Origin of the sequence: Streptomyces sp. DT224 (assembly GCF_049844595.1) — a bacterium.
GTDB lineage: Bacteria > Actinomycetota > Actinomycetes > Streptomycetales > Streptomycetaceae > Streptomyces.
On sequence record NZ_JBNCLI010000005.1, the window covers coordinates 1 to 21,954 of the forward strand.

Below are 21,954 nucleotides of genomic sequence, written 5' to 3' on the forward strand. Positions count from 1 at the left end.
GTGTCCGATTCCCGGCCGAAGCGGGTCAAGCAGTTTTCGCTTTCCAGTTCTTCGCTTTCGCGTTTCCCTTTCCGGCGAGTCCGACTCTATCAGATCCTTTCGGGCCTGATTCCCAGTCAGCGGGGCTTGTCTTCGCGGCCCTTGGGCCGTTCCGACGAGTGAGACATTAGCGGAATGCTGGGCCCCGACGCTAATCGGGGGTCGCGCTCCTTCGAACGCGGATTCCTCATTTCGCATAAACGCACGCCAAGACATGCGACAACTGTCGCGTGCTCGTTGTGGTTACTGCGGAATGGCTGTCCGGGGACCAACCGGAGTCGGCGCTCACGTCGGACAACTCGGAGCACACTACGGATACGGGGAGGGCGTGTCAACCCCCGGCTGGGCCGGAGGTCACCGGCCCTGTTCAGCCGTTGCCGGAGGCCAGCTCGCGGCTGCGGTCGCGGGCCGCTTCGAGGGCCGCGATGAGGGCCGCGCGTACGCCGTGGTTCTCCAGCTCGCGGATGGCGCTGATGGTGGTGCCGGCCGGGCTGGTGACGGCCTCGCGGAGCTTGACCGGGTGCTCACCGCTGTCCCGGAGCATCACGGCGGCGCCGATCGCGGCCTGGACGATGAGGTCGTGGGCCTGAGCGCGCGGCAGGCCGAGCAGGATACCGGCGTCCGTCATCGCCTCGACGAGGAAGTAGAAGTACGCCGGGCCCGAGCCGGAGAGGGCGGTGGCCGCGTCCTGCTGGGACTCCGGAACGCGCAGGGTCTTGCCGACGCCCTTGAAGATGGCGTCCGTCGAGGCGAGGTGCTCCCCCGTTGCGTGACTGCCCCCCGAGATGACGGACATGCCCTCGTCCACCAGGACGGGGGTGTTCGGCATGACACGGACGACCGGGGTACCGGCGGTGAGGCGGTCCTCGATGAACGCGGTCGTGATGCCGGCGGCCGCGCTGATGACCAGGCGGTCCGCGCTGAGGTGCGGGGCCAGCTCGTCCAGGAGGCGGCCCATGTCCTGGGGCTTGACCGCGAGGATCAGGATGTCCGCCCGCTTCGCGGCCTCCGCGTTGGTGACCGCGTCCACGCCGTAGCGGTCGCGCAGTTCGGCGGCCCGGTCCGAGCGGCGGGTGGTGACCAGCAGGTTCGACGGGCGCCAGCCGGCCCGGATCATGCCGCTGAGCAGGGCCTCGCCGATCTTGCCGGTGCCAAGGACTGCAACTGTCTGGGTCATGCCGTTCACCCTCCGGGCGGAGCTCGATGTGCGCGGTGCTCAGTGCTCGTCGGCGCCATCTTCGCACCGCCCCGTCAGGCGGTGCGGCGGCGGAGGGTGGCAGCGCCGAGGGCCAGGACCAGCAGGGCGCAGCCCGCCACGACGAGGACGTCCCGCACGAAGACCCCGGTGACCGCGGTGTGGTGGAGGACCTCGTTCATCCCGTCCACGGCGTACGACATCGGCAGCACGTCCGAGACGGCCTCCAGGAACGGCGCCATGTGGCCGCGCGGGATGAAGAGGCCGCACAGCAGCAGCTGCGGGAAGATCACCGCGGGCATGAACTGCACCGCCTGGAACTCGGAGGCCGCGAATGCCGAGACGAACAGGCCGAGTGCCGTGCCGAGGAGCGCGTCGAGCACGGCGACCAGGAGCAGCAGCCACGGCGACCCCATGACGTCCAGGCCGAGGGCCCACACCGAGAGGCCGGTGGCCAGGAGCGACTGGAGGACGGCGACGGCGCCGAAGGCGAGCGCGTAACCCGCGATGAGGTCGCCCTTGCCGAGGGGCATCGAGAGCAGGCGCTCCAGGGTGCCGGAGGTGCGTTCGCGCAGGGTGGCGATCGAAGTCACCAGGAACATCGTGATCAGCGGGAAGATCCCCAGCAGGGAGGCGCCGATCGAGTCGAAGGTCTGCGGGCTGCCGTCGAAGACGTACCGCAGCAGCGTGATCAGGAGGACCGGGACCAGCAGGAGCAGGGCGACCGTGCGGGAGTCGTGGGCGAGCTGGCGCAGGACGCGGGCGGCGGTGGCGAGGGTGCGGGCCGGGCTCAGGGGGGCTGTCGTGCTGCTCATCGGGCGTTCTCCTCGCGGTTGGCGGCCGCGTCGACCAGGTGCAGGAAGGCCGCTTCGACGGTGTCGGTGCCGGCGGCGGTGCGCAGGGCGTCCGGGGTGTCGTCGGCGAGGATCTCGCCCTCGCGCATGAGGAGGAGGCGGTGGCAGCGCTCGGCCTCGTCCATGACGTGGGAGGAGATGAGGAGCGCGGTGCCGCGTTCGGCGGCGAGGGTGTGGAAGAGCTGCCACAGGTCGCGGCGCAGGACCGGGTCGAGGCCGACGGTCGGTTCGTCCAGGACGAGCAGGTCGGGGGTGCCGAGGAGGGCGACGGCGAGCGAGACACGGGTGCGCTGGCCGCCGGAGAGGTTGCCGGCGAGGGCGTCCTCGTGGCTGGTCAGGTCCACCTCGGTGAGCGCGCGGGTGACGGCCTCGTGGCGGGCGGTGCGGTGGGCGCGGCCGGGCTGGAGGATCGCCGCGAAGGAGTCGAGGTTCTGGCGGACGGTGAGGTCGGTGTAGACGGAGGGCGCCTGGGTGACGTACCCGACGCGGGGGCGGAGGGAGGGGTGTCCGGCAGGGCTGCCGAGGACCTGGAGGGTGCCGGTGACCTTGGCCTGGGTGCCGACGACGGCGCGCATGAGGGTGGATTTGCCGCAGCCGGAGGGGCCGAGGAGGCCGGTGATCCTGCCGGGTTCGACGGTGAAGTCGAGGCCCTTGAGGACCGTGCGGCTGCCTCGTTGGACGGTGAGGCCACGGGCCTCGACGGCGACGCCCGAAGAATTCATCATGTGATGAATATTGGCTCCGCGGGGGCGCCGCCGTCAAGGGACCGGGCGGGGCTGCCCCGGCTCAGCGCACGGCCGCGTGCAGCTCGACGACGTACGCCTCCTCCACCGTTCCGTCGGGGAACTCCGTCAGGAGCCGGGTCCGCTCCTCGGCGAGGAAGCTTCGCGCCGCGTCGTCGTCGGCGGTCAGGAACACGGAGTGGCTGCCGAGGTTGTCGAGGTGGGTGGTGAGGGGGATGCGTCGGGTCCACGGGACGCGGCGGTACGTGAAGGCGAGGTCCGGCGGCAGGTCGCGGTCCTCGGCGGCCGAGCGCCTGGGGCCCAGTTCCTCCGGGCCGACGCCGAAGAAGCGCAGGAGCCGTTCCTCCTGGGCCGCGAGCCACGGGACGGTGGTGTCGGCGACGTTCCACCAGAGGGCGAGCGTGCCGCCCGGCCGCAGGACGCGCCGGACCTCGGCGGCGGAGCGGGCGTGCTCGGTCCAGTGCCAGGACTGGGCGTACGTGATCAGGTCGGCCGAGGCGGTCGCGAACGGCAGCCGGTTGCCGTCGCCCCGCACGAGCGGGACGTCCGGGAGGCCCCGGCGCAGCTGGGCGGCCATGCCGGGCCCGGGCTCGACGGCGACGACGCGAGCGCCGCGGTCGAGGAGGCGGCGGGTCGAGATGCCGGTGCCGGCGCCCACGTCCAGGGCGCGGGCTCCTCGCAGGGGGCGTCCGGCTATGTCCTCGACGGCGTCGAACAGCGCGTCCGGGTAGCTGGGGCGGGCGGCGGCGTACTGGGCGGCGGCGCGGTCGAAGGACAGGGCGCGCGAGGGGCCCGGGACGGCATCCGGTGAGTGTGTCGTGGTCATGCCGCCATCGTGCCCGCCGGGCGCCCGGACGCGTCAGCCTCGGCGGCCCTTCTTCTTGCGGGCGGCCGGGTTGCCGGTGCGGGAGGCGCGGCGCTTCGCGTACCGGGCGACGGCCTCCTCGTACTCCGTACGCCTCAGCTTCTCGCCGGGCGCCTCGGTGAACGTACGGAAGAAGTACGCGAGCAGCGAGCCGACGAAGCCGATGGCCTTCAGGCCGCGCAGGTTCTCCTCGCGGGCCGGGTCGGCCGGGCGGCGGCCGAAGCCCTCCCAGGTCTTGCGGAAGGCGATCGCGCTGCAGACGGCGAACATCGCGACCACCAGCACGCCGACGAAGCCGCCGACGTCCGCGATCTCCAGGCCCTGGTACGCGAAGCGCAGGACGAGGCAGGCCGCGGCCGCCGCGAGGAGGGAGCCGACGGCGGCGCCGGCGCGGCGCAGTCCGTAGTGGCCGTCGTGGGCGACCCACGTGGTCCCGAAGAAGCGGAGGGGCTCCGGCTGCGGGCCCTGCGGGGTCGCGGCCGGGGACTCGGACGGGCCGGGGGCCGTGCCTTCGGGGGTCTCGCTGTTCTCGCTCACGGAGTCGATTATCCCGCAGGCTGGGGGCCGGCCGGGGGGCCGTGCGTGCGGCCCCCCGGTACCGCTGGGGTCAGCCCAGCTTCGAGACGTCGCGGACCGCGCCCCGGTCGGCGCTCGTCGCCATCGCGGCGTAGGCGCGCAGCGCGGCCGAAACCTTGCGGTCGCGGTTCTTCGGGGCGTACACGCCGTTCAGGGCCTCGCGGCGGGTGGCCAGCTCCTCGTCGGAGACCAGGAGGTCGATCGAGCGGTTCGGGATGTCGATCCGGATCCGGTCGCCGTCCTCGACCAGCGCGATCGCGCCGCCGGAGGCCGCCTCGGGCGAGGCGTGGCCGATGGACAGGCCCGACGTGCCGCCGGAGAACCGGCCGTCCGTGATCAGGGCGCAGGTCTTGCCGAGGCCGCGGCCCTTCAGGTACGAGGTCGGGTAGAGCATCTCCTGCATACCCGGGCCGCCCTTGGGGCCCTCGTAGCGGATGACGACGACGTCGCCCTCGTCGACCTGCTGGGTGAGGATCTTCTGGACGGCCTCCTCCTGGGACTCGCAGACGACCGCCGGGCCCTCGAAGGTCCAGATGGACTCGTCGACACCCGCCGTCTTCACGACGCAGCCGTCCACGGCCAGGTTGCCGCGCAGGACCGCGAGGCCGCCGTCCTTGGAGTAGGCGTGCTCGACGGAGCGGATGCAGCCGCCCTCGGCGTCCTGGTCCAGGGTGTCCCAGCGCTCGGACTGGGAGAACGCCTCCGCCGAGCGCACGCAGCCGGGAGCGGCGTGCCACAGCTCGACCGCCTCCGGCGCCGGGGAGCCGCCGCGCACGTCCCAGGTCTTCAGCCAGTCGTCCAGCGACGGGCTGTGCACGGAGTGCACGTCCTCGTTGAGCAGGCCTCCGCGGTGCAGTTCACCGAGGAGGGCCGGGATGCCGCCGGCGCGGTGCACGTCCTCCATGTAGTACGTACGGTCCTTGGCGACGTTCGGGGCGACCTTGGCCAGGCACGGGACGCGGCGCGACAGGGCGTCCATCTCGGTCAGGCCGTAGTCGACGCCCGCCTCCTGGGCGGCGGCCAGGAGGTGCAGGATCGTGTTGGTGGAGCCGCCCATCGCGATGTCGAGCGCCATGGCGTTCCCGAAGGCGGCGGCCGTGGCGATGTTGCGGGGCAGGACCGATTCGTCGTCCTGCTCGTAGTAGCGGCGGGTCAGGTCCAGCACCGTGCGGGCGGCGTTCTCGTAGAGCGCCTTGCGGGCGGTGTGGGTGGCCAGGACCGAGCCGTTGCCGGGGAGGGAGAGGCCGATGGCCTCGGTCAGGCAGTTCATCGAGTTGGCGGTGAACATGCCGGAACAGGAACCGCAGGTGGGACAGGCGTTCTCCTCGATGCGGAGGATGTCCTCGTCGGAGATCTTGTCGTTGACCGCCTCCGACATCGCGTCGACCAGGTCGAGCGTGCGCACCGTGCCGTCGACCAGCGTGGCGCGGCCCGACTCCATGGGGCCGCCGGAGACGAAGACGGTCGGGATGTTCAGGCGCAGGGCCGCGTTGAGCATGCCCGGGGTGATCTTGTCGCAGTTGGAGATGCAGATCAGGGCGTCGGCGCAGTGCGCCTCGACCATGTACTCCACGCTGTCCGCGATGAGGTCGCGGGAGGGGAGGCTGTAGAGCATGCCGCCGTGGCCCATGGCGATGCCGTCGTCCACGGCGATCGTGTTGAACTCGCGCGGGATGCCTCCGGCGGCGGTGACCGCCTCGCTGACGATCCGGCCGACGGGGGCCAGGTGCGTGTGGCCCGGCACGAACTCCGTGAAGCTGTTGGCGACAGCGATGATCGGCTTCCGGCCGATGTCCGCGCCGGGTACCCCGGAGGCGCGCATAAGGGCGCGGGCGCCCGCCATGTTGCGGCCGTGGGTGACTGTGCGGGACCTCAGCGTGGGCATCGTCTTTTCGCTCCTTCTGCGTTGAAGACTGTTCTTGAGCGTACGCCGTTGGTGCCAGGATGTGGACCGGGCGTCCGCTATGCGGAAGCGTGGGGGGCCGGTGCCTGCGGCGGGCCTTGGTTTCGGGGCTCCGCCCCGGACCCGGCGCCTCAAACGCCGGCGGTGCTGTGAGCGAGGGTTACGCGGACGGCTCCGTCAGGTAGCGCTGGAGCGTCGGGGCCACCATCGCCACGATCTTCTCCGGCGGCGCGGACGCCAGCGGTTCCGCCCCCAGCACGTACCGGAGTACCGCGATCCCCACCATGTGCGACGCCGCCAGCTCCGCGCGGAACGTCGCGTCCGGGATGTCCAGGCCCGCCGCCACGCGTTCCAGCAGGCGGCGCAGTACGAAGCTTCGGAGGACCTTCGCGGCGGCCTCGTGGGTGAGGGCGGAGCGGAGGACCGCGAGGAGGGGGGCCCGGGTCGCCGGGTTCTCCCAGATCCCGATGAAGGCGCGGGCCAGGCGTTCGCCCACGTCCTCGGTGTCCCCTTCGAGGACGGCCGGGACGAGCAGCGCGGGCTCGAAGGACAGCTCGATCGCGGCGGCGAAGACCTCGTCCTTGGTACCGAAGTAGTGGTGGACCAGCGCGGGGTCGACGCCGGCCGCACGGGCGATGCCCCGCACCGAGGTCTTGTCGTACCCGCGCTCGGCGAACTCCGTGCGGGCGGCCTCCAGGATGCGGGTGCGCGCGTCCGGGCCGGTGTCCGACGCGGCGCGGGCGGGGCGGCCCCGGCGCCGGGGGCCGGTCGCGTCCGGCGTCATGGGCGGGGGGCGCGCTCGGTGGACGCGGCGAGGTGGAGCCGGGTGAAGGCCAGCGCCTCGGCGAGGTCGGCCTCGCGTTCGGCGGTGGACATCGCCCGGCGGGTGTTGACCTCGATGACCACGTGCCCGCCGAAGCCGGAACCGGCCAGCCGCTCAAGCAGCTCCGCGCAGGGCTGGTCGCCCCGGCCGGGCACCAGGTGCTCGTCCTTGTTGGAGCCCTTGCCGTCGGCCAGGTGGACGTGGGCCAGCCGGTCCCCCATCCGGTCCACCATGGCCAGGCCGTCCGTGCGGGCGGTGGCGGTGTGCGACAGGTCCACCGTGAAGTGGCGGTAGTCGTCGTTGGTGACGTCCCAGTCGGGGGCGTACGCGAGCATCTCGCGGTCCCGGTAGCGCCAGGGGTACATGTTCTCCACGGCGAACCGGACGTCCGTCTCGTCGGCCATCCGCCAGATTCCGGTGACGAAGTCACGGGCGTAATTGCGCTGCCACCGGAACGGGGGGTGGACGACGACCGTCGACGCGCCCAGCTTCTCCGCGGCGGCGCGGGCCCGCTGGAGCTTGACCCACGGATCGGTCGACCAGACCCGCTGGGTGATCAGCAGACAGGGCGCGTGCACGGCGAGTATCGGCACCTGGTGGTAGTCGGAGAGCCGGCGCAGCGCCTCGATGTCCTGGCTGACCGGGTCGGTCCAGACCATGACCTCGACGCCGTCGTAACCGAGGCGCGCGGCGATCTCGAAGGCCGTCGCCGTCGACTCCGGATAGACCGAGGCCGTCGACAGGGCGACCTTCGCATCCGGGACGCGCACCACTGGTTCTGCCACGCAGACAGCGTACGGGCAGTGGTGCGCCCCGCCGAGGGACAGCGGCGGAAAGTGAGAAGGGCCGCACCACCGGCACCACCGGCCCGCGCACCCTCAGGCCGGCGCCGGTTCCCCGTCCGCCGGCAGGTGGTCCAGGCGGCGCAGGATCACGCCCTCGCGCAGCGCCCACGGGCAGATCTCCAGCTCGTCCACGTCGAGCAGGTCCATCGCGCCCTCCGCGACCAGCGCCCCGGCCAGCAGCTGGGCGGCCCGGCCCTCGGACACGCCGGGCAGCATCCCGCGCTCCTCGGTGGTCATCGCGGCCAGCTTCGGCACCCACTCCTCCAGCGCCTTGCGGCTGAGGGTGCGCGGCACGTCCTGGCCCTCGGCGGAGCGGGCCGCACCCGCGATCCTGGCCAGCTGCTTGAACGTCTTGGAGGTGGCCACCACGTGGTCCGGGCGGCCGATGCGGGCGAAGTCGCCGACGCTGCGGGCGATGCGGGCCCGTACGTGCCGGCGCAGCGCCCTGACCTCCGCCGGGTCCGGCGGGTCGCCCGGCAGCCAGCCCGCGGTGAGGCGGCCGGCGCCCAGCGGCAGCGAGACCGAGGCGGCCGGTTCCTCGTCCATGCCGTACGCGATCTCCAGCGAACCGCCGCCGATGTCGAGGACCAGCAGCTTGCCCGCCGACCAGCCGTACCAGCGGCGGGCGGCGAGGAAGGTGAGCCGGGCTTCCTCCGTACCGCTGAGGACCGCGAGGTCGACGCCCGTCTCGTCCCGTACCCGTTCCAGGACCTGGTCGGCGTTGCTCGCGTCGCGTACCGCCGAGGTGGCGAAGGCGAGGACGTCCTCGCAGCCCTTGTCCTCGGCGGCTTCGAGCGCGCCCGCGACCGTCCCGACCAGCCGCTCCACGCCGAGCGGGCCGATCGCGCCGTCCTCGTCGAGGAGTTCGGCGAGGCGCAGCTCGGCCTTGTGCGAGTGCGCGGGCAGCGGGCGGGCGCCGGGGTGGGCGTCCACCACCAGCAGATGAACCGTGTTCGACCCCACATCGAGGACTCCGAGTCTCATACGGGGAACGCTACTGCGGGCGGGACACTCAGGCCGACCGTCAATTGAAGGCCGGCCCCGCGACGCCGCCCTTCAATTGACGGTCGGCCTTACTCTGGGCCCGTGCCAAAGACGAAAAAGGCGAAGCCGGGCAAAGCCACGAAGAAGCGGGACATCGAGGCGGAGACCCCGCAGGACATCAAGCATGTCGAGAAGGTGGAGATGCACACCCCGGCCGCGGAGCCGGATCCCTCCGACGAGACGGAGCTCGACTTCGCGCGCGCCTGGGTGGAGTTCCCCGACCCCGCCGACGACGAGCAGGTCTTCCGCTGCGACCTGACCTGGCTGACGTCCCGGTGGACGTGCATCTTCGGCAGCGGCTGCCAGGGCATCCAGGCGGGCCGCGCGGACGACGGCTGCTGCACGCTGGGCGCCCATTTCTCGGACGAGGACGACGAGAAGCGGGTGGCCGGTCATGTCGCGCGCCTCACTCCGGAGCTGTGGCAGTTCCACGACGTGGGGACGGAGACGGGCTGGACCCAGACCGACGAGGACGGGGACCGCCAGACGCGCCGCTGGCAGGGCTCGTGCATCTTCCAGAACCGGCCGGGCTTCCCGGCGGGGGCGGGCTGCTCGCTGCACATCCTGGCGCTGCGGGAGGGCCGGGAGCCGCTGGAGACCAAGCCCGACGTGTGCTGGCAGCTGCCCGTACGGCGTACGTACGAGTGGATCGACCGGCCCGACGACACGCGGGTGCTCCAGGTGTCGATCGGTGAGTACGACCGGCGGGGCTGGGGTCCGGGCGGCCACGACCTGCACTGGTGGTGCACGTCGGCGACCTCGGCGCACGGGGGCGGCGAGCCGGTGTACGTGTCGTACCGGCCGGAGCTCGTCGAGCTGATGGGCAAGGAGGCGTACGACACGCTGACGGAGCTGTGCGAGCAGCGGCTCGCCTCGCTGCTGCCGATGGCCCCGCACCCGGCGGACCCGGCGTAGAGCGTGTCAGTCCGCGGGGGGCGGGGTGCTCGGGCCCTTCGGCGGTGCGGGCGGTCCGGAGGACCCGGTCGGGTCCGGGGTCGGGCTCGGGCCGGGCTCCGTCGGGGTCGGGGTCGTCGGATCGGGCGTGGGGGTGGAGGGGTCCGGGGTCGGGTCCGGGTCCGGTGTGCCGGGCCTCGGCGGGACCGGGCGCGGATGGAGTCCGCGCGGTGAGGCGCCGGGGGTGGGCGCCTTGGCCCCGTAGCCGTGCAGGGCGACGACCGCGCCCGAGGGGGCGACGGTGAGGTGGGCGGTCCAGGGGCCGGCGGGCTGCCGCGCGTGGTCCACGAGAGCGCGGATCGTGACGCTGCCGCCGGCCGGGAGTCTGCCGGAGGTACGGCTCAGGCTCACCCAGGGCCGGTCGGTCGCGGCGGTCCAGGACACCGGGCCGGCCTTCGAAGCGGTAAGGGTGATCAAGGTGGCGGAACCGGCGGTGCGGGTCCGGACGGTGAGCCGGCCCTCGCCGTGCGCGGCGGGGTCGCGGGAGGGGTCGGCGCCCTTGCTGATGATCTCGGCGGAAACCTCCGGCAGGGGGTCCTCGCGGGTGAAGCGGGAGCCGCCGTCCGGGCGGGCGTTGCCGGCGTTCTCGTAGGGCGCGTAGGGGGTCTCGGCGCCACCGGTCTCGTTGTCGGCGGCGCTGACCGCCGAGCCGTCGCGGCCCTCGCCGGTGAGGGGCGCTCCCCGGTAGGCGGACCACAGGGCGATGACGGGGGCGGCGACGACGGTGGCGACGACCGTCGTGGTCATGACGCGGGAGCGCAGCCGGTCGCGGCGCGCGGCGTGGTCCTTGGGGTCCATGGGGAAGCCGGTGCGGTCGAAGCGTGGAGTGGCGGACCGTTTCTTCTGGTGTTTCTGCGCGTGCAGCATGGCCACGTACGCGGAGGGGCGCGGCGCCTCCACGACCGGCAGCGCGGCGGCCGGGGCCACCGTCTTCCCGGGCCACGGCGCCTCGGCCCCGGCGCGCTCGGCGGCGCGGCGGCAGCGCGGGCAGTCGTCCACGTGCCGGACGAGCTCGCGGCGCAGCGTGGGCGAGAGGAGTGCGCGGTGGTCGCCGGTGAGCCGGCCGGCCGTGGGGCAGTTGCCCGTCTCCACGACGGCGAGGGCGGCCCGGGTGCGCTCGACCTCGCAGGCGGCGCCGGCCAGCAGCTCGCGGGCGGCCGTGGGGGCGAGGCCGAGGACGGCGGCGACGGCGTGCGGGCTCAGTCCGTGCCGGACGGCCAGCTCCAGCGCCTCGCGCTGCTCCGGCGTGGTGCCCGCCGCCTCGGGCCAGGCCAGCTGGGCCAGCTCCCGGCGGTGCGCCTCGGCGGCGGGGGCGCTCTCCGGTGGGGCGGGGCGCTCCGGAGAGGCGGGCGCGGCCGCGGTGGGGTGTGCGGCCGGCGGCGGCGTGGGGCGCACCGCGCGCCGGGCGGGGCGGGGGGCCGCCGGGGCGTGGCGGTCCTCGTCGGCGGGCCTGCGGTGCGGGGGGCGGGCGGCGTCGGGGCGGCGGTGGGCGCGGCGGCCCTCCTTCTGCTCGGTGAGCCGGCGCAGACACGTCCACCGGGCCAGGGCGTACAGCCAGGTTTTACGTTCCTCCTCGTCGGCCGGGCAGCGGGAGCCCTGCCGTTCGGCCAGGGCGAGGACGCCGCCCAGCGCCTCGGTGGCGGCGTCGTGGTCGCACAGGACGGAGAGGCAGTAGGTGAAGAGGCCGTCGAGATGCGGCTCGTAACGGGCGGGCGGCTTCTTCGGCGCGGCGTGCGAGGAGTGGGGCGCGCGATGCTGTCCCCGGTGTGCGCCGGGGGTGTCCGTCGGAGTCTCCAGCCTGCTGCTCGTCACCTTGTGACCGTAAACACGGAGGGCTCACCCCTCGTACTCCTTGAGTAGATTTAACCCTTACGGGTGAACGTATCGCGCGATAAGGGACAGGCGTTCCCGGCCGCGCTGTCAGTCCTCACCGATACGGTGGCGCCATGGCTGCCCGTACGAAATCCGCGAAGGACCGGCCGTCCTACCGCTGCACCGAATGCGGCTGGACCACCGCGAAGTGGCTCGGCCGCTGCCCCGAGTGCCAGGCGTGGGGGACGGTCGAGGAGTTCGGCGGCGCGGCCGCCGTCCGGACCACCGCGGCGGGGCGGGTCTCCACCGCCGCGCTGCCCATCGGACAGGTGGACAGCCGGCAGGCCACCGCCCGGCCGACCGGTGTCGGCGAGCTGGACCGGGTGCTGGGCGGCGGTCTGGTGCCCGGGGCCGTCGTGCTGCTCGCGGGCGAGCCGGGCGTCGGCAAGTCCACGCTGCTGCTCGACGTCGCGGCGAAGGCGGCGAGCGACGAGCACCGCACGCTGTACGTGACGGGTGAGGAGTCCGCCTCCCAGGTCCGGATGCGGGCCGACCGCATCCACGCGATCAGCGACCACCTGTATCTGGCGGCGGAGACCGATCTCTCGGCGGTGCTCGCCCACCTCGACGCGGTCAAGCCCTCGCTGCTGATCCTGGACTCGGTGCAGACCGTGGCCTCGCCGGAGATCGAGGGGGCGCCGGGCGGGATGGCGCAGGTCCGCGAGGTGGCGGGGGCGCTGATCCGGGCCTCCAAGGAGCGCGGGATGTCGACGCTGCTCGTGGGCCACGTCACCAAGGACGGGGCGATCGCCGGGCCCCGGCTCCTGGAACACCTGGTGGACGTGGTGCTGTCGTTCGAGGGCGACCGCCATGCCCGGCTGCGTCTGGTGCGCGGCATCAAGAACAGGTACGGGGCGACCGACGAGGTCGGCTGCTTCGAACTGCACGACGAGGGGATCACGGGCCTGGCCGATCCGTCCGGCTTGTTCCTCACGCGGCGCGACGAGCCGGTGCCGGGCACCTGCCTGACCGTGACGCTGGAGGGGAAGCGTCCGCTGGTCGCGGAGGTGCAGGCGCTGACGGTGGACTCGCAGATCCCGTCCCCCCGGCGGACCACCTCGGGTCTGGAGACCTCCCGGGTGTCGATGATGCTCGCGGTCCTGGAGCAGCGCGGCCGGATCAGCTCGCTGGGCAAGCGGGACATCTACAGCGCGACGGTGGGCGGTGTGAAGCTGTCCGAGCCGGCCGCCGACCTGGCGATCGCGCTGGCGCTGGCGAGCGCGGCGAGCGACACCCCGCTGCCGAAGAACCTGGTGGCGATCGGCGAGGTGGGGCTCGCGGGCGAGGTCAGACGGGTCACCGGGGTGCAGCGCAGGCTGGCCGAGGCGTACCGCCTGGGGTTCACGCACGCCCTGGTCCCGACGGATCCGGGCAAGGTCCCGGCCGGTATGAAGGTGACGGAAGTGGCCGACATGGGCGACGCGCTCAGGGCGCTCCCGCGCCGGACCCGCGCACAGGCCCCCCGGGAGGACGACGCGCGCCGGTAGACTTTGCCCTGGTCTCGCCCGTCCGTACGAACGGTACGAGGGACCAGGGGATGTGTCGGACACTCCCCGGGTCCTTCGATCGGATTGGGCCTGCTCCCTAGCGACAGGCCACGAGGGCACCGCAAACCTGTGACCGGAGGAGTGCAGTGGCAGCCAGCGACCGGGCAGCATCGCCCGGAAAGTCCGGCCAAACCACGGGCAACGAGGCGCTGATGCGCGCCTCGTTGAGCGCCGTCGCGCCCGGAATGGCCCTGCGGGACGGCCTGGAGCGCATTCTCCGCGGCAACACCGGTGGTCTGATCGTGCTCGGCATGGACAAGACCGTCGAGTCGATGTGCACGGGCGGCTTCGTGCTGGACGTGGAGTTCACCGCGACCCGGCTGCGGGAGCTGGCCAAGCTGGACGGCGCGCTGATCCTCGACAAGGACATGTCCAAGATCCTGCGTGCCGGTGTGCAGCTGGTCCCGGACGCGTCGATCCCCACCGAGGAGACCGGCACCCGGCACCGCACGGCGGACCGGGTCTCCAAGCAGTGCAACTTCCCGGTCGTCTCGGTCTCCCAGTCGATGCGCCTGATCGCGCTGTACGTGAACGGGGAGCGGCGGGTCCTGGAGGAGTCGGCGGCGATCCTGTCCCGCGCCAACCAGGCCCTGGCCACGCTGGAGCGGTACAAGCTGCGGCTGGACGAGGTCGCCGGGACGCTCTCCGCGCTGGAGATCGAGGACCTGGTGACCGTCCGGGACGTGACGGCGGTGGCCCAGCGCCTGGAGATGGTCCGCCGGATCGCGACGGAGATCGCCGAGTACGTGGTGGAGCTCGGCACCGACGGACGGCTGCTCTCGCTCCAGCTCGACGAGTTGATCGCGGGTGTGGAGCCGGAGCGCGAGCTGGTCGTGCGGGACTACGTGCCGGAGCCGACGGCGAAGCGTTCGCGCACGGTGGCGGAGGCGCTGACCGAGCTGGACTCGCTGACCCACACGGAGCTGCTCGAACTCCCGGTCGTAGCGCGGGCGCTGGGCTACAGCGGCTCGCCCGAGACGCTGGACTCGGCGGTGTCGCCGCGCGGTTTCCGGCTGCTGGCGAAGGTGCCGCGGCTGCCGGGCGCGATCATCGACCGGCTCGTGGAGCACTTCGGCGGTCTGCAGAAGCTGCTCGCGGCGAGCGTGGACGACCTCCAGACGGTGGACGGGGTCGGCGAGGCCAGGGCGCGCAGCGTGCGCGAGGGCCTGTCCCGGCTGGCCGAGTCGTCCATCCTCGAACGGTACGTCTGAGGACTGTCCCGCAATCCTGGGCGGGCGCCCGGAGGGCGGGCAGGGCGGCGTCGGGCGCATCCCCGAGTTCTCGGCTTCGCTCGAAAGGGGAGACCCCGCTCCTCGGCGTGCCGGCCCCGGTGCTCAGTCCTTCGCGAGGACGAACGAGGCGCGCTGCACGGGCTCGCCCGGCGCCTTGGCCTCCACGAGGTACGTGCCCGGCTCGGCCTTGCCCGCGGGCGGCGTCGCGCACTTGGGGGCGCTCTTCGCCCGGTCCCACTCCACGGTGTGCACGACGGTCTTCCCGGCGGGGACCTCGATCAGGACGGGCTTCGCATCGCGCGGGCAGTCCTTGGAGGACCACACCTCGTCATCGTCCCCGCCCGCCTCGGTGACGGTGAGCACCGCGCTCTTCGGCCCGAAGTCGGCCTTGCAGGCGGTGGACGAGGTGTTCGTGACGAACAGCCGGAACGTGGGCTTCTCGTCGGGGGCGTAGCTGAGTTCGGTCTTCAGGCCGACCCGGATCGCGCCCGCCGCGCAGTCGGGGAGCGAGGAGCCGGCCGGGACGGGACGCGCGGCCTCCGCTCCGTCCGCGGCGCCGGAGCCGGTGGAACCGGAAGCGGAACCCGAACCGGTTTCCTGGCCACCGCCGTTGGCGTCCGAGGAGCCCGAGCCCCCGCCCGTACCGGCGGAACCGCCGCCCGAACTGCCGTCCTTGTCACCGCCGCTGCCGCCGGAGCCGTTGGACTCGCCGCTCCCGCCGGGCTGTTCGGTGATCGCGGGGCCGGAACCGGAGGGTCCGGGCGTGATCGAGCCCGCGGGGCCGGAGCCGGGCGCCTTGGAGTCGTCGTGGTGATCCCCGCCGCCGCCACCGGAGGTGACGGCCCATGCGATCAGCAGCGCGAGCAGCACGACCAGGGCCGCCGCGACCGCCCTCCGTCGCCAGTAGATGCTGGAGGGTAGCGGACCGATCGGATTGCGCAGAGATCCCACGGCCCAAACTGTACGAGAGATCCGGCCCAACTCCCGCCCCACCCGCCGCCTTGATCCCCAAGTTTTGCGGATCATCATCCCGCGCGGGCCAGTTCGGGCGTCGGGAGCGACCGATGTCGCCGTGTGCGACGAAACGTTTACGCACGGCGAGTGCGCCGAGGTGGGCGGAGAACGGCCCATCGGCCAGTTGCCGCAACCGCTCGCGGGGCGTGGGGCTCTTACCGGAACGCCGTGTCAGGATCGATGGTGCGATGACTGCCACGACTGCGACACAGACGCCCCCCGCCTCCCTCCACGCCCCCGTGATCGGATGGTTCGACCAGCACGCCCGCGATCTGCCCTGGCGGCGCCCCGAAGCGGGGGCCTGGGGTGTGATGGTGAGCGAGTTCATGCTGCAGCAGACCCCCGTCAACCGGGTCCTGCCGGTGTACGAGCAGTGGCTCGCCCGCTGGCCCCGCCCCGCCGACCTCGCGGCCGAGCCGCCCGGCGAGGCGGTCCGCGCCTGGGGCCGGCTCGGCTACCCGCGCCGGGCTCTGCGTCTCCACGGGGCCGCCCAGGCGATAACGGAACGCCATGGCGGCGACGTACCGCGTGAGCACGCCCAGCTCCTCGCCCTGCCCGGCATCGGCGAATACACGGCGGCGGCCGTGGCCTCGTTCGCGTACCGGCAGCGCCACGCCGTCCTCGACACCAACGTCCGCCGGGTCTTCGCACGGGCCGCGACCGGCATCCAGTACCCGCCGAACGCGACGACCGCCGCCGAGCGCAGGCTCGCCCGGGAGCTGCTGCCGGACGAGGACGAGCGGGCGGCTCGCTGGGCGGCGGCCACGATGGAGCTGGGCGCCCTCGTCTGCACCGCGAAGAACGAGGACTGCTCGCGGTGCCCGATCGCGGAGCAGTGCGCCTGGCGGCTGGCCGGGAAGCCCGCGCACCAGGGGCCGCCGCGCCGCGGCCAGACCTACGCCGGCACGGACCGGCAGGTGCGCGGCAGGCTCCTCGCCGTGCTGCGCGAGGCGGTCGGCCCGGTCCCGCAGGCGGCGCTCGACGCGGTGTGGGACGAGCCGGTGCAGCGGGCCCGCGCGCTGGACGGGCTGGTCGCCGACGGTCTGGTCGAGCCGCTCGCCGACCGGCGGTACCGGCTGCCGCTGACCTGACGGACCCGGCCGTCCCACCCGCGTAACAGCGTCCGCCCGCCTTCGTAACAACGGCGGACAGGGCCCGCCCGCCCCGTGACAATGACGGGGCGGGCGGGCCCTTCGCACGTCCGGCGCGGGGTCCTTTGTCCGGTCTCCTCCCCGCGCTGTTACACAACCGATGGACAGCCGTGCGTCCGCCTACGGCTGCCTCGCACACCCTCGTGACAACCGCTCCGTAGCGTCTGCGACGTCAGCCGGAAACGACCACCGGCGGGCAGCGGTACGAGCGGTTCACGGGGATTCACGGGGATGGAGGCGGTTGTGATGGCGCAGGGCGAGGTGCTCGGCTTTGAAGAGTACGTACGGACCCGGCAGGAGGCGCTGCTGCGCAGTGCGCGCCGGCTCGTCCCGGACCCCGTGGACGCCCAGGACCTGCTCCAGACCGCGCTGGCCCGCACCTACGGCCGCTGGGACCGCATCGAGGACAAGTCCCTCGCCGACGCCTATCTGCGCCGCGTCATGATCAACACCCGCACCGAGTGGTGGCGGGCGCGCAAGCTGGACGAGGTGCCCACCGAGCAGCTGCCCGACGCCAGCATCGAGGACGGCACCGAGCAGCGCGCCGACCGCGCCCTGCTCATGGACATCCTGGGCGTGCTGGCTCCCAAGCAGCGCAGTGTCGTCGTCCTGCGACACTGGGAGCAGATGAGCACGGAGGAGACGGCGGCGGCGCTCGGCATGTCGGCCGGTACGGTGAAGAGCACGCTGCACCGTGCGCTGGCGCGGCTGCGCCAGGAGCTGGAGAACAGGGAGGCGGCGAGCCGGGAGGTCCGGCGCGCCGAGGAGCGGGGGCGGGAGCGGTGCGCGGCCTGACAGGCAGCGGTGACGACGGCACGGTCACCGGCACAACGGGCGTGGCAGCGGCCGGCGCCGGCAGGCGCCTGCTGACCGGCTGGGCGGCGAGCAGCGCGGCCCTGGCCGGCCTCGCCGTCTTCGGGCTGTTCGCCGTCAGCTGCTCGACCGGCGGCACCGGCACCCGGGACGAGGGTCCGGCGGGCGCCGAACCGGTCGTCCAGGTCACCCCGAGCACGACGGCCGCCGCCACGGCGAGGCCCGCGCCCCGGGTGGACGCCGTGGCGCTGCTCAAGGCGGACCCGAAGGTGAGCGGCCGGGTCCGGATGGACCTGAAGGCGTGCAGCGGCGACGAGTATCCGGTGGACACCTCGTACGGCAGGATCACCGGCGGCTCGTCCGCCGACGTCGTGGTGAACGTGATGACCTGCGGCGACTCGGTGGGAGTCGGCACCTACGTCTACCGGCCGCGCGCCGACGGGACGTACCGGAACGTCTTCACCGTCGAGCAGCCCGCCGTCTACGGCACCATCGACCGCGGGGACCTGGTGGTGACGACCCAGGTGTACGAGAAGAAGGACGCGGTGGCCTATCCCTCGGGCGACGAGGTGATCACGTACCACTGGGCGAACGGCCGGTTCACCGAGCGGGACCGGGTGCGCAACGACTTCAACCGAGCCGTGGGCGCGGGCGACGGGGACCTTCCCGAACCCACGGAACCGCCGAGGAACTGAGAGCTTTCCGATGGCCGAGACCCATGTGCTGTTCGTCGAGGACGACGACGTCATCCGCGAGGCCACCCAGCTCGCGCTGGAACGGGTGGGCTTCGCGGTCACCGCGGTGCCCGACGGACTGACCGGTCTGGAGGCGTTCCGGGCGGACCGGCCCGACATCGCGCTGCTCGACGTCATGGTCCCCGGTCTGGACGGGGTCAGCCTGTGCCGCCGTATCCGGGACGAGTCCACGGTCCCCGTGATCATGCTGTCGGCGCGGGCCGACTCGATCGACGTGGTCCTGGGTCTGGAGGCCGGCGCGGACGACTACGTCACCAAGCCGTTCGACGGGGCGGTCCTGGTGGCCCGGATCAGGGCCGTGCTGCGCCGCTTCGGCCATGCGGCGGGCGACCGGACCGGCGGCGGGCAGCCGGAGTCCGAGGCCGTGGGCGGGGTGCTGGTCTTCGGGGACCTGGAGGTCGACACCGAGGGCATGGAGGTCCGCAGGGGCGGTGCCCAGGTGGCGCTGACCCCGACCGAGATGCGGCTGCTCCTGGAATTCTCCACGACGCCTGGCACCGTGCTCTCCCGCGACAAGCTGCTCGAACGGGTCTGGGACTACGGCTGGGGCGGGGACACCCGGGTCGTGGACGTCCATGTGCAGCGGCTGCGCACGAAGATCGGCCAGGACCGGATCGAGACGGTCCGCGGCTTCGGCTACAAGCTCCGGGCATGAGGCGGCCCTCCCTGCGGACGGGCGTCCGCTGGAAGATCAGCATCGCGATCGCGGCGGTCGGCGCGCTGATCGCCGTGGCGCTGAGCCTGGTGGTGCACAACGCGGCCCGCGTCTCGATGCTGGAGAACGCCCGCGAGGTCCAGCTGGAACGGCTGACCTACGCGCAGCTGCTGTACGAGGCGAAGAAGACGAAGAAGGCCGACCCGCGGTTCGGGGCGAAGCTCAACGATCCGACGATGCCGCGGAGCCTGCGCGAGGAGACCCGGCGCAACCGCCGCGCCACGCATGTGGACGACTCCGGCGGGGTGCCCGACGTCTGGGCTGCCGTGCCGGTGGGCAACGGGAACGTGCTGTCGCTGCACACCCGGTTCGCGGACCGCTCGACCACGATCATGGGCGACCTGGACCGGGCGCTGATCATCGGTTCGGTCTCGGTGGTCCTCGGCGGCTCCGCGCTGGGTGTGCTGATCGGCGGCCAGCTCTCGCGGCGGCTGCGCAAGGCGGCCGCCGCCGCCGGGAAGGTGGCCCAGGGCAACACGGACGTCCGGGTCAGGGACGCGGTCGGCGGTGTCGTGCGCGACGAGACGGACGAGCTGGCCGGCGCGGTGGACGCGCTGACCGACGCGCTGAACGAGCGGATCGAGGCGGAGCGCCGGGTCACCGCGGACATCGCGCACGAGCTGCGGACGCCGGTGACCGGGCTGCTCACGGCGGCCGAGCTGCTGCCTCCGGGCCGCCCCACGGAGCTGGTGCGCGACCGGGCCCAGGCGATGCGCACGCTGGTCGAGGACGTCCTTGAGGTGGCCCGGCTGGACAGCGCGTCGGAGCGGGCCGAGCTCCAGGAGATCGCGCTCGGCGAGTTCGTCAGCCGGCGGGTGGCGCTGCTGGACCCGGAGGTCCGGGTGCAGGTGGTCCACGACTCCTGGGTCAACACGGACCCGCGCCGCCTGGAGCGCATCCTCGGCAACCTGCTGGGCAACGCGGCCAAGCACGGGGCGACCCCGGTGGAGGTCACGGTCGAGGGCCGGGTGGTCCGGGTCCGCGACCACGGGCCCGGGTTCCCGGCGGCGCTGCTGCGGGAGGGACCGAGCCGGTTCCGTACCGGGTCGGCCGACCGGGCCGGGCGCGGGCACGGTCTCGGGCTGACGATCGCGGCGGGCCAGGCCCGAGTGCTCGGGGCCCGGCTGACGTTCCGGAACGCGGCGCCGGAGGGCGCGGCGGAGGGCAGTGGCGGGGCGGTCGCGGTGCTGTGGCTGCCCGAGCACGCGCCGACGGCCACCGGCAGCTATCCGATGCTCCAGTTCACGGAGCAGCGGAGCCCGTCGGAGCCGGGAGCCGACGAGGGGCGCTGACGGGCGAGGCGTGCCGGGACCCTCCGGACACGGGGAGGGCCCCGGGGCGTGTCCCTCCGGGGCGCTCCGCGCGTATCCCTGTCCGGTCAGATCTCCGCGACCGCCGGGGCGGGCTTGGCCTCGGGGCCGGCGCCCCGCAGCGGGACCTCCTTGACGAACACGGAGGCGACGACCGCGGCCAGGCCGACGGACGCGCCGACGAGGAACGCGATGTGGGTGCCGGACGACACCGCGAACTCGTACGCCTCGCGCGCCGGCACCGGCAGCTTGGCCAGACTCGCCGCGTCCAGCTGGGCGGAGTGCGCAGTGGCGGCGCCGCCGCCGCGCGACGCCATCTCGTCCTGGACCCGGCCGGTGAACAGCGCGCCCATGATGGCAACGCCGAAGGAGCTGCCGAGCGTACGGAAGAGGGTGGTCGAGGAGGAGGCGACGCCCATGTCCTTCAGCTCGACGCTGTTCTGCGCGACGAGCATCGTGATCTGCATCAGGAAGCCCATGCCGGCGCCGAGCACCGCCATGTACAGCCCGGAGGTGAGGCGGCTGGTGCCGGTGTCCATCTGGGCGAGCAGGAAGAGGCCGACGACCATGAGGATCGAGCCCACGACGGGGAAGACCTTGTACCTGCCGGTGCTGGTGGTGACCCGGCCCGCGATGAGCGAGACGACCATCATGGACAGCAGCATCGGCAGGAGCAGCAGCCCCGAGTTGGTCGCGGAGGCGTGCTGCACGGACTGCTGGTAGAGCGGCAGGAACAGCACCGCGCCGAACATCACGAACCCGGCCATGAAGCCGACCACGGACATGAGTGTGAAGTTGCGGTTGCGGAATATGTGGAGCGGGATGATCGGCTCGGCGGCCTTCGTCTCGACGAAGAGGAAGCCGGCCAGCGAGGCGACGCCGATCGCGATGAGCTCCATGATGACCGCGGAGTTCCAGTCGTACTCGGAACCGCCCCAGGTGGTGACCAGCACGATCGCGGTGATGCCGACGGTGAGCAGCGCGGCGCCGAGGTAGTCGACGTTCCGCTTGGTCCGCTCCCGCTTGGGCAGGTGCAGGACTGCGGTGATCATGATCAGTGCGACGGCGCCGAGCGGGAGGTTGATGTAGAAGCTCCAGCGCCAGCCGAGGTGGTCGGTGATGGTGCCGCCGACGAGGGGCCCGCCGATCATGGCGATGGCCATCACGCCGGCCATCATGCCCTGGTACTTGCCGCGCTCGCGGGGCGGCACGAGGTCGCCGATGATCGCCATGACGCCGACCATCAGACCGCCGGCGCCGAGGCCTTGGACGGCCCGGAAGCCGATCAGCTGGCCCATGTCCTGGGCCATGCCGCTGAGAACCGAGCCGATCAGGAAGATCACGATGGACGTGAGGAAGATGCCCTTGCGCCCGTACATGTCGCCGAGCTTGCCCCAGATGGGCGTCGAGGCGGCGGTGGCCAGGGTGTAGGCGGTGACGACCCACGAGAGGTGTTCGAGGCCGCCGAGGTCACCGACGATGGTCGGCATCGCGGTGCCGACGATCAGGTTGTCGAGCATGGCCAGCAGCATGGCGATCATCAGGGCGAGCACCACCACGCGGACGCTGCGCTGCGGCGGAGCCATTGGCTCCGCCTTCGTGGCCGGTGGGCCGCCCGCCTTCCCGTCCGCCGTCTTGATCAGGTCCGCCATCTGCCCCAACTCCCCTGTCACCCTGCCACCGGGCCCTTACTTGCCGCCCGGC

At 72.9% G+C, this 21,954-nt stretch carries 20 protein-coding genes; 8 read left to right on the plus strand and 12 right to left on the minus strand.

From position 1 onward, the window contains the following. Positions 1–406: 406 nt before the first annotated feature. From proC to ACLQ2N_RS13190, 9 genes are all read right to left on the minus strand, one after another. The gene (gene proC / locus ACLQ2N_RS13150; protein ID WP_425812378.1) at positions 407–1,216 is read right to left on the minus strand and encodes a pyrroline-5-carboxylate reductase; all 810 of its coding nucleotides are present in this window, start codon (positions 1,214–1,216) and stop codon (positions 407–409) included. A gap of 74 nt (positions 1,217–1,290) precedes the next feature. Further along, complete coding sequence (locus ACLQ2N_RS13155; protein ID WP_425812380.1) at positions 1,291–2,049, minus strand: ABC transporter permease; 759 nt, start codon at positions 2,047–2,049, stop codon at positions 1,291–1,293. Beyond that, positions 2,046–2,813, minus strand: a complete 768-nt coding sequence (locus ACLQ2N_RS13160; RefSeq protein ID WP_425812382.1) for an ABC transporter ATP-binding protein — start codon at positions 2,811–2,813, stop codon at positions 2,046–2,048. The genes ACLQ2N_RS13155 and ACLQ2N_RS13160 overlap by 4 nt, the downstream gene beginning before the upstream one ends. 61 nt (positions 2,814–2,874) lie before the next feature. Beyond that, positions 2,875–3,657: a class I SAM-dependent methyltransferase gene (locus ACLQ2N_RS13165; RefSeq protein ID WP_425812384.1), complete on the minus strand. Its 783-nt coding sequence runs from the start codon at positions 3,655–3,657 to the stop codon at positions 2,875–2,877. A 33-nt stretch (positions 3,658–3,690) separates the two neighbouring features. Then, positions 3,691–4,233, minus strand: a complete 543-nt coding sequence (locus tag ACLQ2N_RS13170; protein WP_425812386.1) for a hypothetical protein — start codon at positions 4,231–4,233, stop codon at positions 3,691–3,693. Positions 4,234–4,303: 70 nt separating this feature from the next. After that, on the minus strand, positions 4,304–6,157 hold the full coding sequence (gene ilvD / locus ACLQ2N_RS13175; RefSeq protein ID WP_425812388.1) for a dihydroxy-acid dehydratase: 1,854 nt from the start codon (positions 6,155–6,157) through the stop codon (positions 4,304–4,306). Between the two features lie 178 nt (positions 6,158–6,335). After that, positions 6,336–6,959, minus strand: coding sequence for a TetR family transcriptional regulator (locus tag ACLQ2N_RS13180; protein ID WP_425812390.1), 624 nt, complete (start codon positions 6,957–6,959; stop codon positions 6,336–6,338). Then, entirely contained in the window at positions 6,956–7,783 is an 828-nt protein-coding gene (locus ACLQ2N_RS13185; protein ID WP_425812392.1) for a sugar phosphate isomerase/epimerase family protein, read from the minus strand. Before ACLQ2N_RS13185 ends, ACLQ2N_RS13180 begins: the two co-directional genes overlap by 4 nt. A 93-nt stretch (positions 7,784–7,876) precedes the next feature. After that, positions 7,877–8,827 carry a Ppx/GppA family phosphatase gene (locus tag ACLQ2N_RS13190; RefSeq protein ID WP_425812394.1) on the minus strand — a complete coding sequence of 317 codons (951 nt, stop codon included), beginning with the start codon at positions 8,825–8,827 and terminating at the stop codon, positions 7,877–7,879. A gap of 201 nt (positions 8,828–9,028) precedes the next feature. Between ACLQ2N_RS13190 and ACLQ2N_RS13195 the strand changes: the two genes are divergently transcribed. After that, entirely contained in the window at positions 9,029–9,802 is a 774-nt protein-coding gene (locus tag ACLQ2N_RS13195) for a hypothetical protein (RefSeq protein WP_425813188.1), read from the plus strand. A gap of 6 nt (positions 9,803–9,808) precedes the next feature. Here the strand turns inward: ACLQ2N_RS13195 and ACLQ2N_RS13200 are convergent, their stop codons facing one another. Beyond that, on the minus strand, positions 9,809–11,653 hold the full coding sequence (locus tag ACLQ2N_RS13200) for a hypothetical protein (protein ID WP_425812396.1): 1,845 nt from the start codon (positions 11,651–11,653) through the stop codon (positions 9,809–9,811). A 134-nt stretch (positions 11,654–11,787) separates the two neighbouring features. Here ACLQ2N_RS13200 and radA point away from each other — a divergent pair, with 134 nt between their 5' ends. After that, the gene (gene radA, locus ACLQ2N_RS13205) at positions 11,788–13,200 is read left to right on the plus strand and encodes a DNA repair protein RadA (protein WP_425812398.1); all 1,413 of its coding nucleotides are present in this window, start codon (positions 11,788–11,790) and stop codon (positions 13,198–13,200) included. A gap of 146 nt (positions 13,201–13,346) precedes the next feature. Continuing rightward, positions 13,347–14,471, plus strand: a complete 1,125-nt coding sequence (gene disA, locus ACLQ2N_RS13210) for a DNA integrity scanning diadenylate cyclase DisA (protein WP_073966311.1) — start codon at positions 13,347–13,349, stop codon at positions 14,469–14,471. Positions 14,472–14,594: 123 nt separating this feature from the next. Here disA and ACLQ2N_RS13215 read toward each other — a convergent pair whose 3' ends face one another. Beyond that, complete coding sequence (locus ACLQ2N_RS13215; protein ID WP_425813190.1) at positions 14,595–15,362, minus strand: hypothetical protein; 768 nt, start codon at positions 15,360–15,362, stop codon at positions 14,595–14,597. A 332-nt stretch (positions 15,363–15,694) separates the two neighbouring features. Between ACLQ2N_RS13215 and ACLQ2N_RS13220 the strand changes: the two genes are divergently transcribed. The 5 genes from ACLQ2N_RS13220 (at position 15,695) to cseC (ending at position 20,232) form a co-directional block, all read left to right on the plus strand. Beyond that, a complete protein-coding gene (locus tag ACLQ2N_RS13220; protein ID WP_425812400.1) occupies positions 15,695–16,597 on the plus strand; it encodes an A/G-specific adenine glycosylase in 903 nt (300 codons plus the stop codon). Between the two features lie 306 nt (positions 16,598–16,903). Further along, positions 16,904–17,452, plus strand: coding sequence for a SigE family RNA polymerase sigma factor (locus ACLQ2N_RS13225; RefSeq protein WP_425813192.1), 549 nt, complete (start codon positions 16,904–16,906; stop codon positions 17,450–17,452). After that, positions 17,440–18,165 carry a hypothetical protein gene (locus ACLQ2N_RS13230; protein ID WP_425812402.1) on the plus strand — a complete coding sequence of 242 codons (726 nt, stop codon included), beginning with the start codon at positions 17,440–17,442 and terminating at the stop codon, positions 18,163–18,165. Before ACLQ2N_RS13225 ends, ACLQ2N_RS13230 begins: the two co-directional genes overlap by 13 nt. A 10-nt stretch (positions 18,166–18,175) precedes the next feature. Continuing rightward, on the plus strand, positions 18,176–18,880 hold the full coding sequence (gene cseB / locus ACLQ2N_RS13235; RefSeq protein ID WP_425812404.1) for a two-component system response regulator CseB: 705 nt from the start codon (positions 18,176–18,178) through the stop codon (positions 18,878–18,880). Beyond that, positions 18,877–20,232, plus strand: coding sequence for a two-component system sensor histidine kinase CseC (cseC, locus tag ACLQ2N_RS13240; RefSeq protein WP_425812406.1), 1,356 nt, complete (start codon positions 18,877–18,879; stop codon positions 20,230–20,232). Before cseB ends, cseC begins: the two co-directional genes overlap by 4 nt. An 86-nt stretch (positions 20,233–20,318) precedes the next feature. Here cseC and ACLQ2N_RS13245 read toward each other — a convergent pair whose 3' ends face one another. Further along, a complete protein-coding gene (locus ACLQ2N_RS13245; protein ID WP_425812408.1) occupies positions 20,319–21,902 on the minus strand; it encodes an MDR family MFS transporter in 1,584 nt (527 codons plus the stop codon). Between the last annotated feature and the right edge of the window lie 52 nt (positions 21,903–21,954).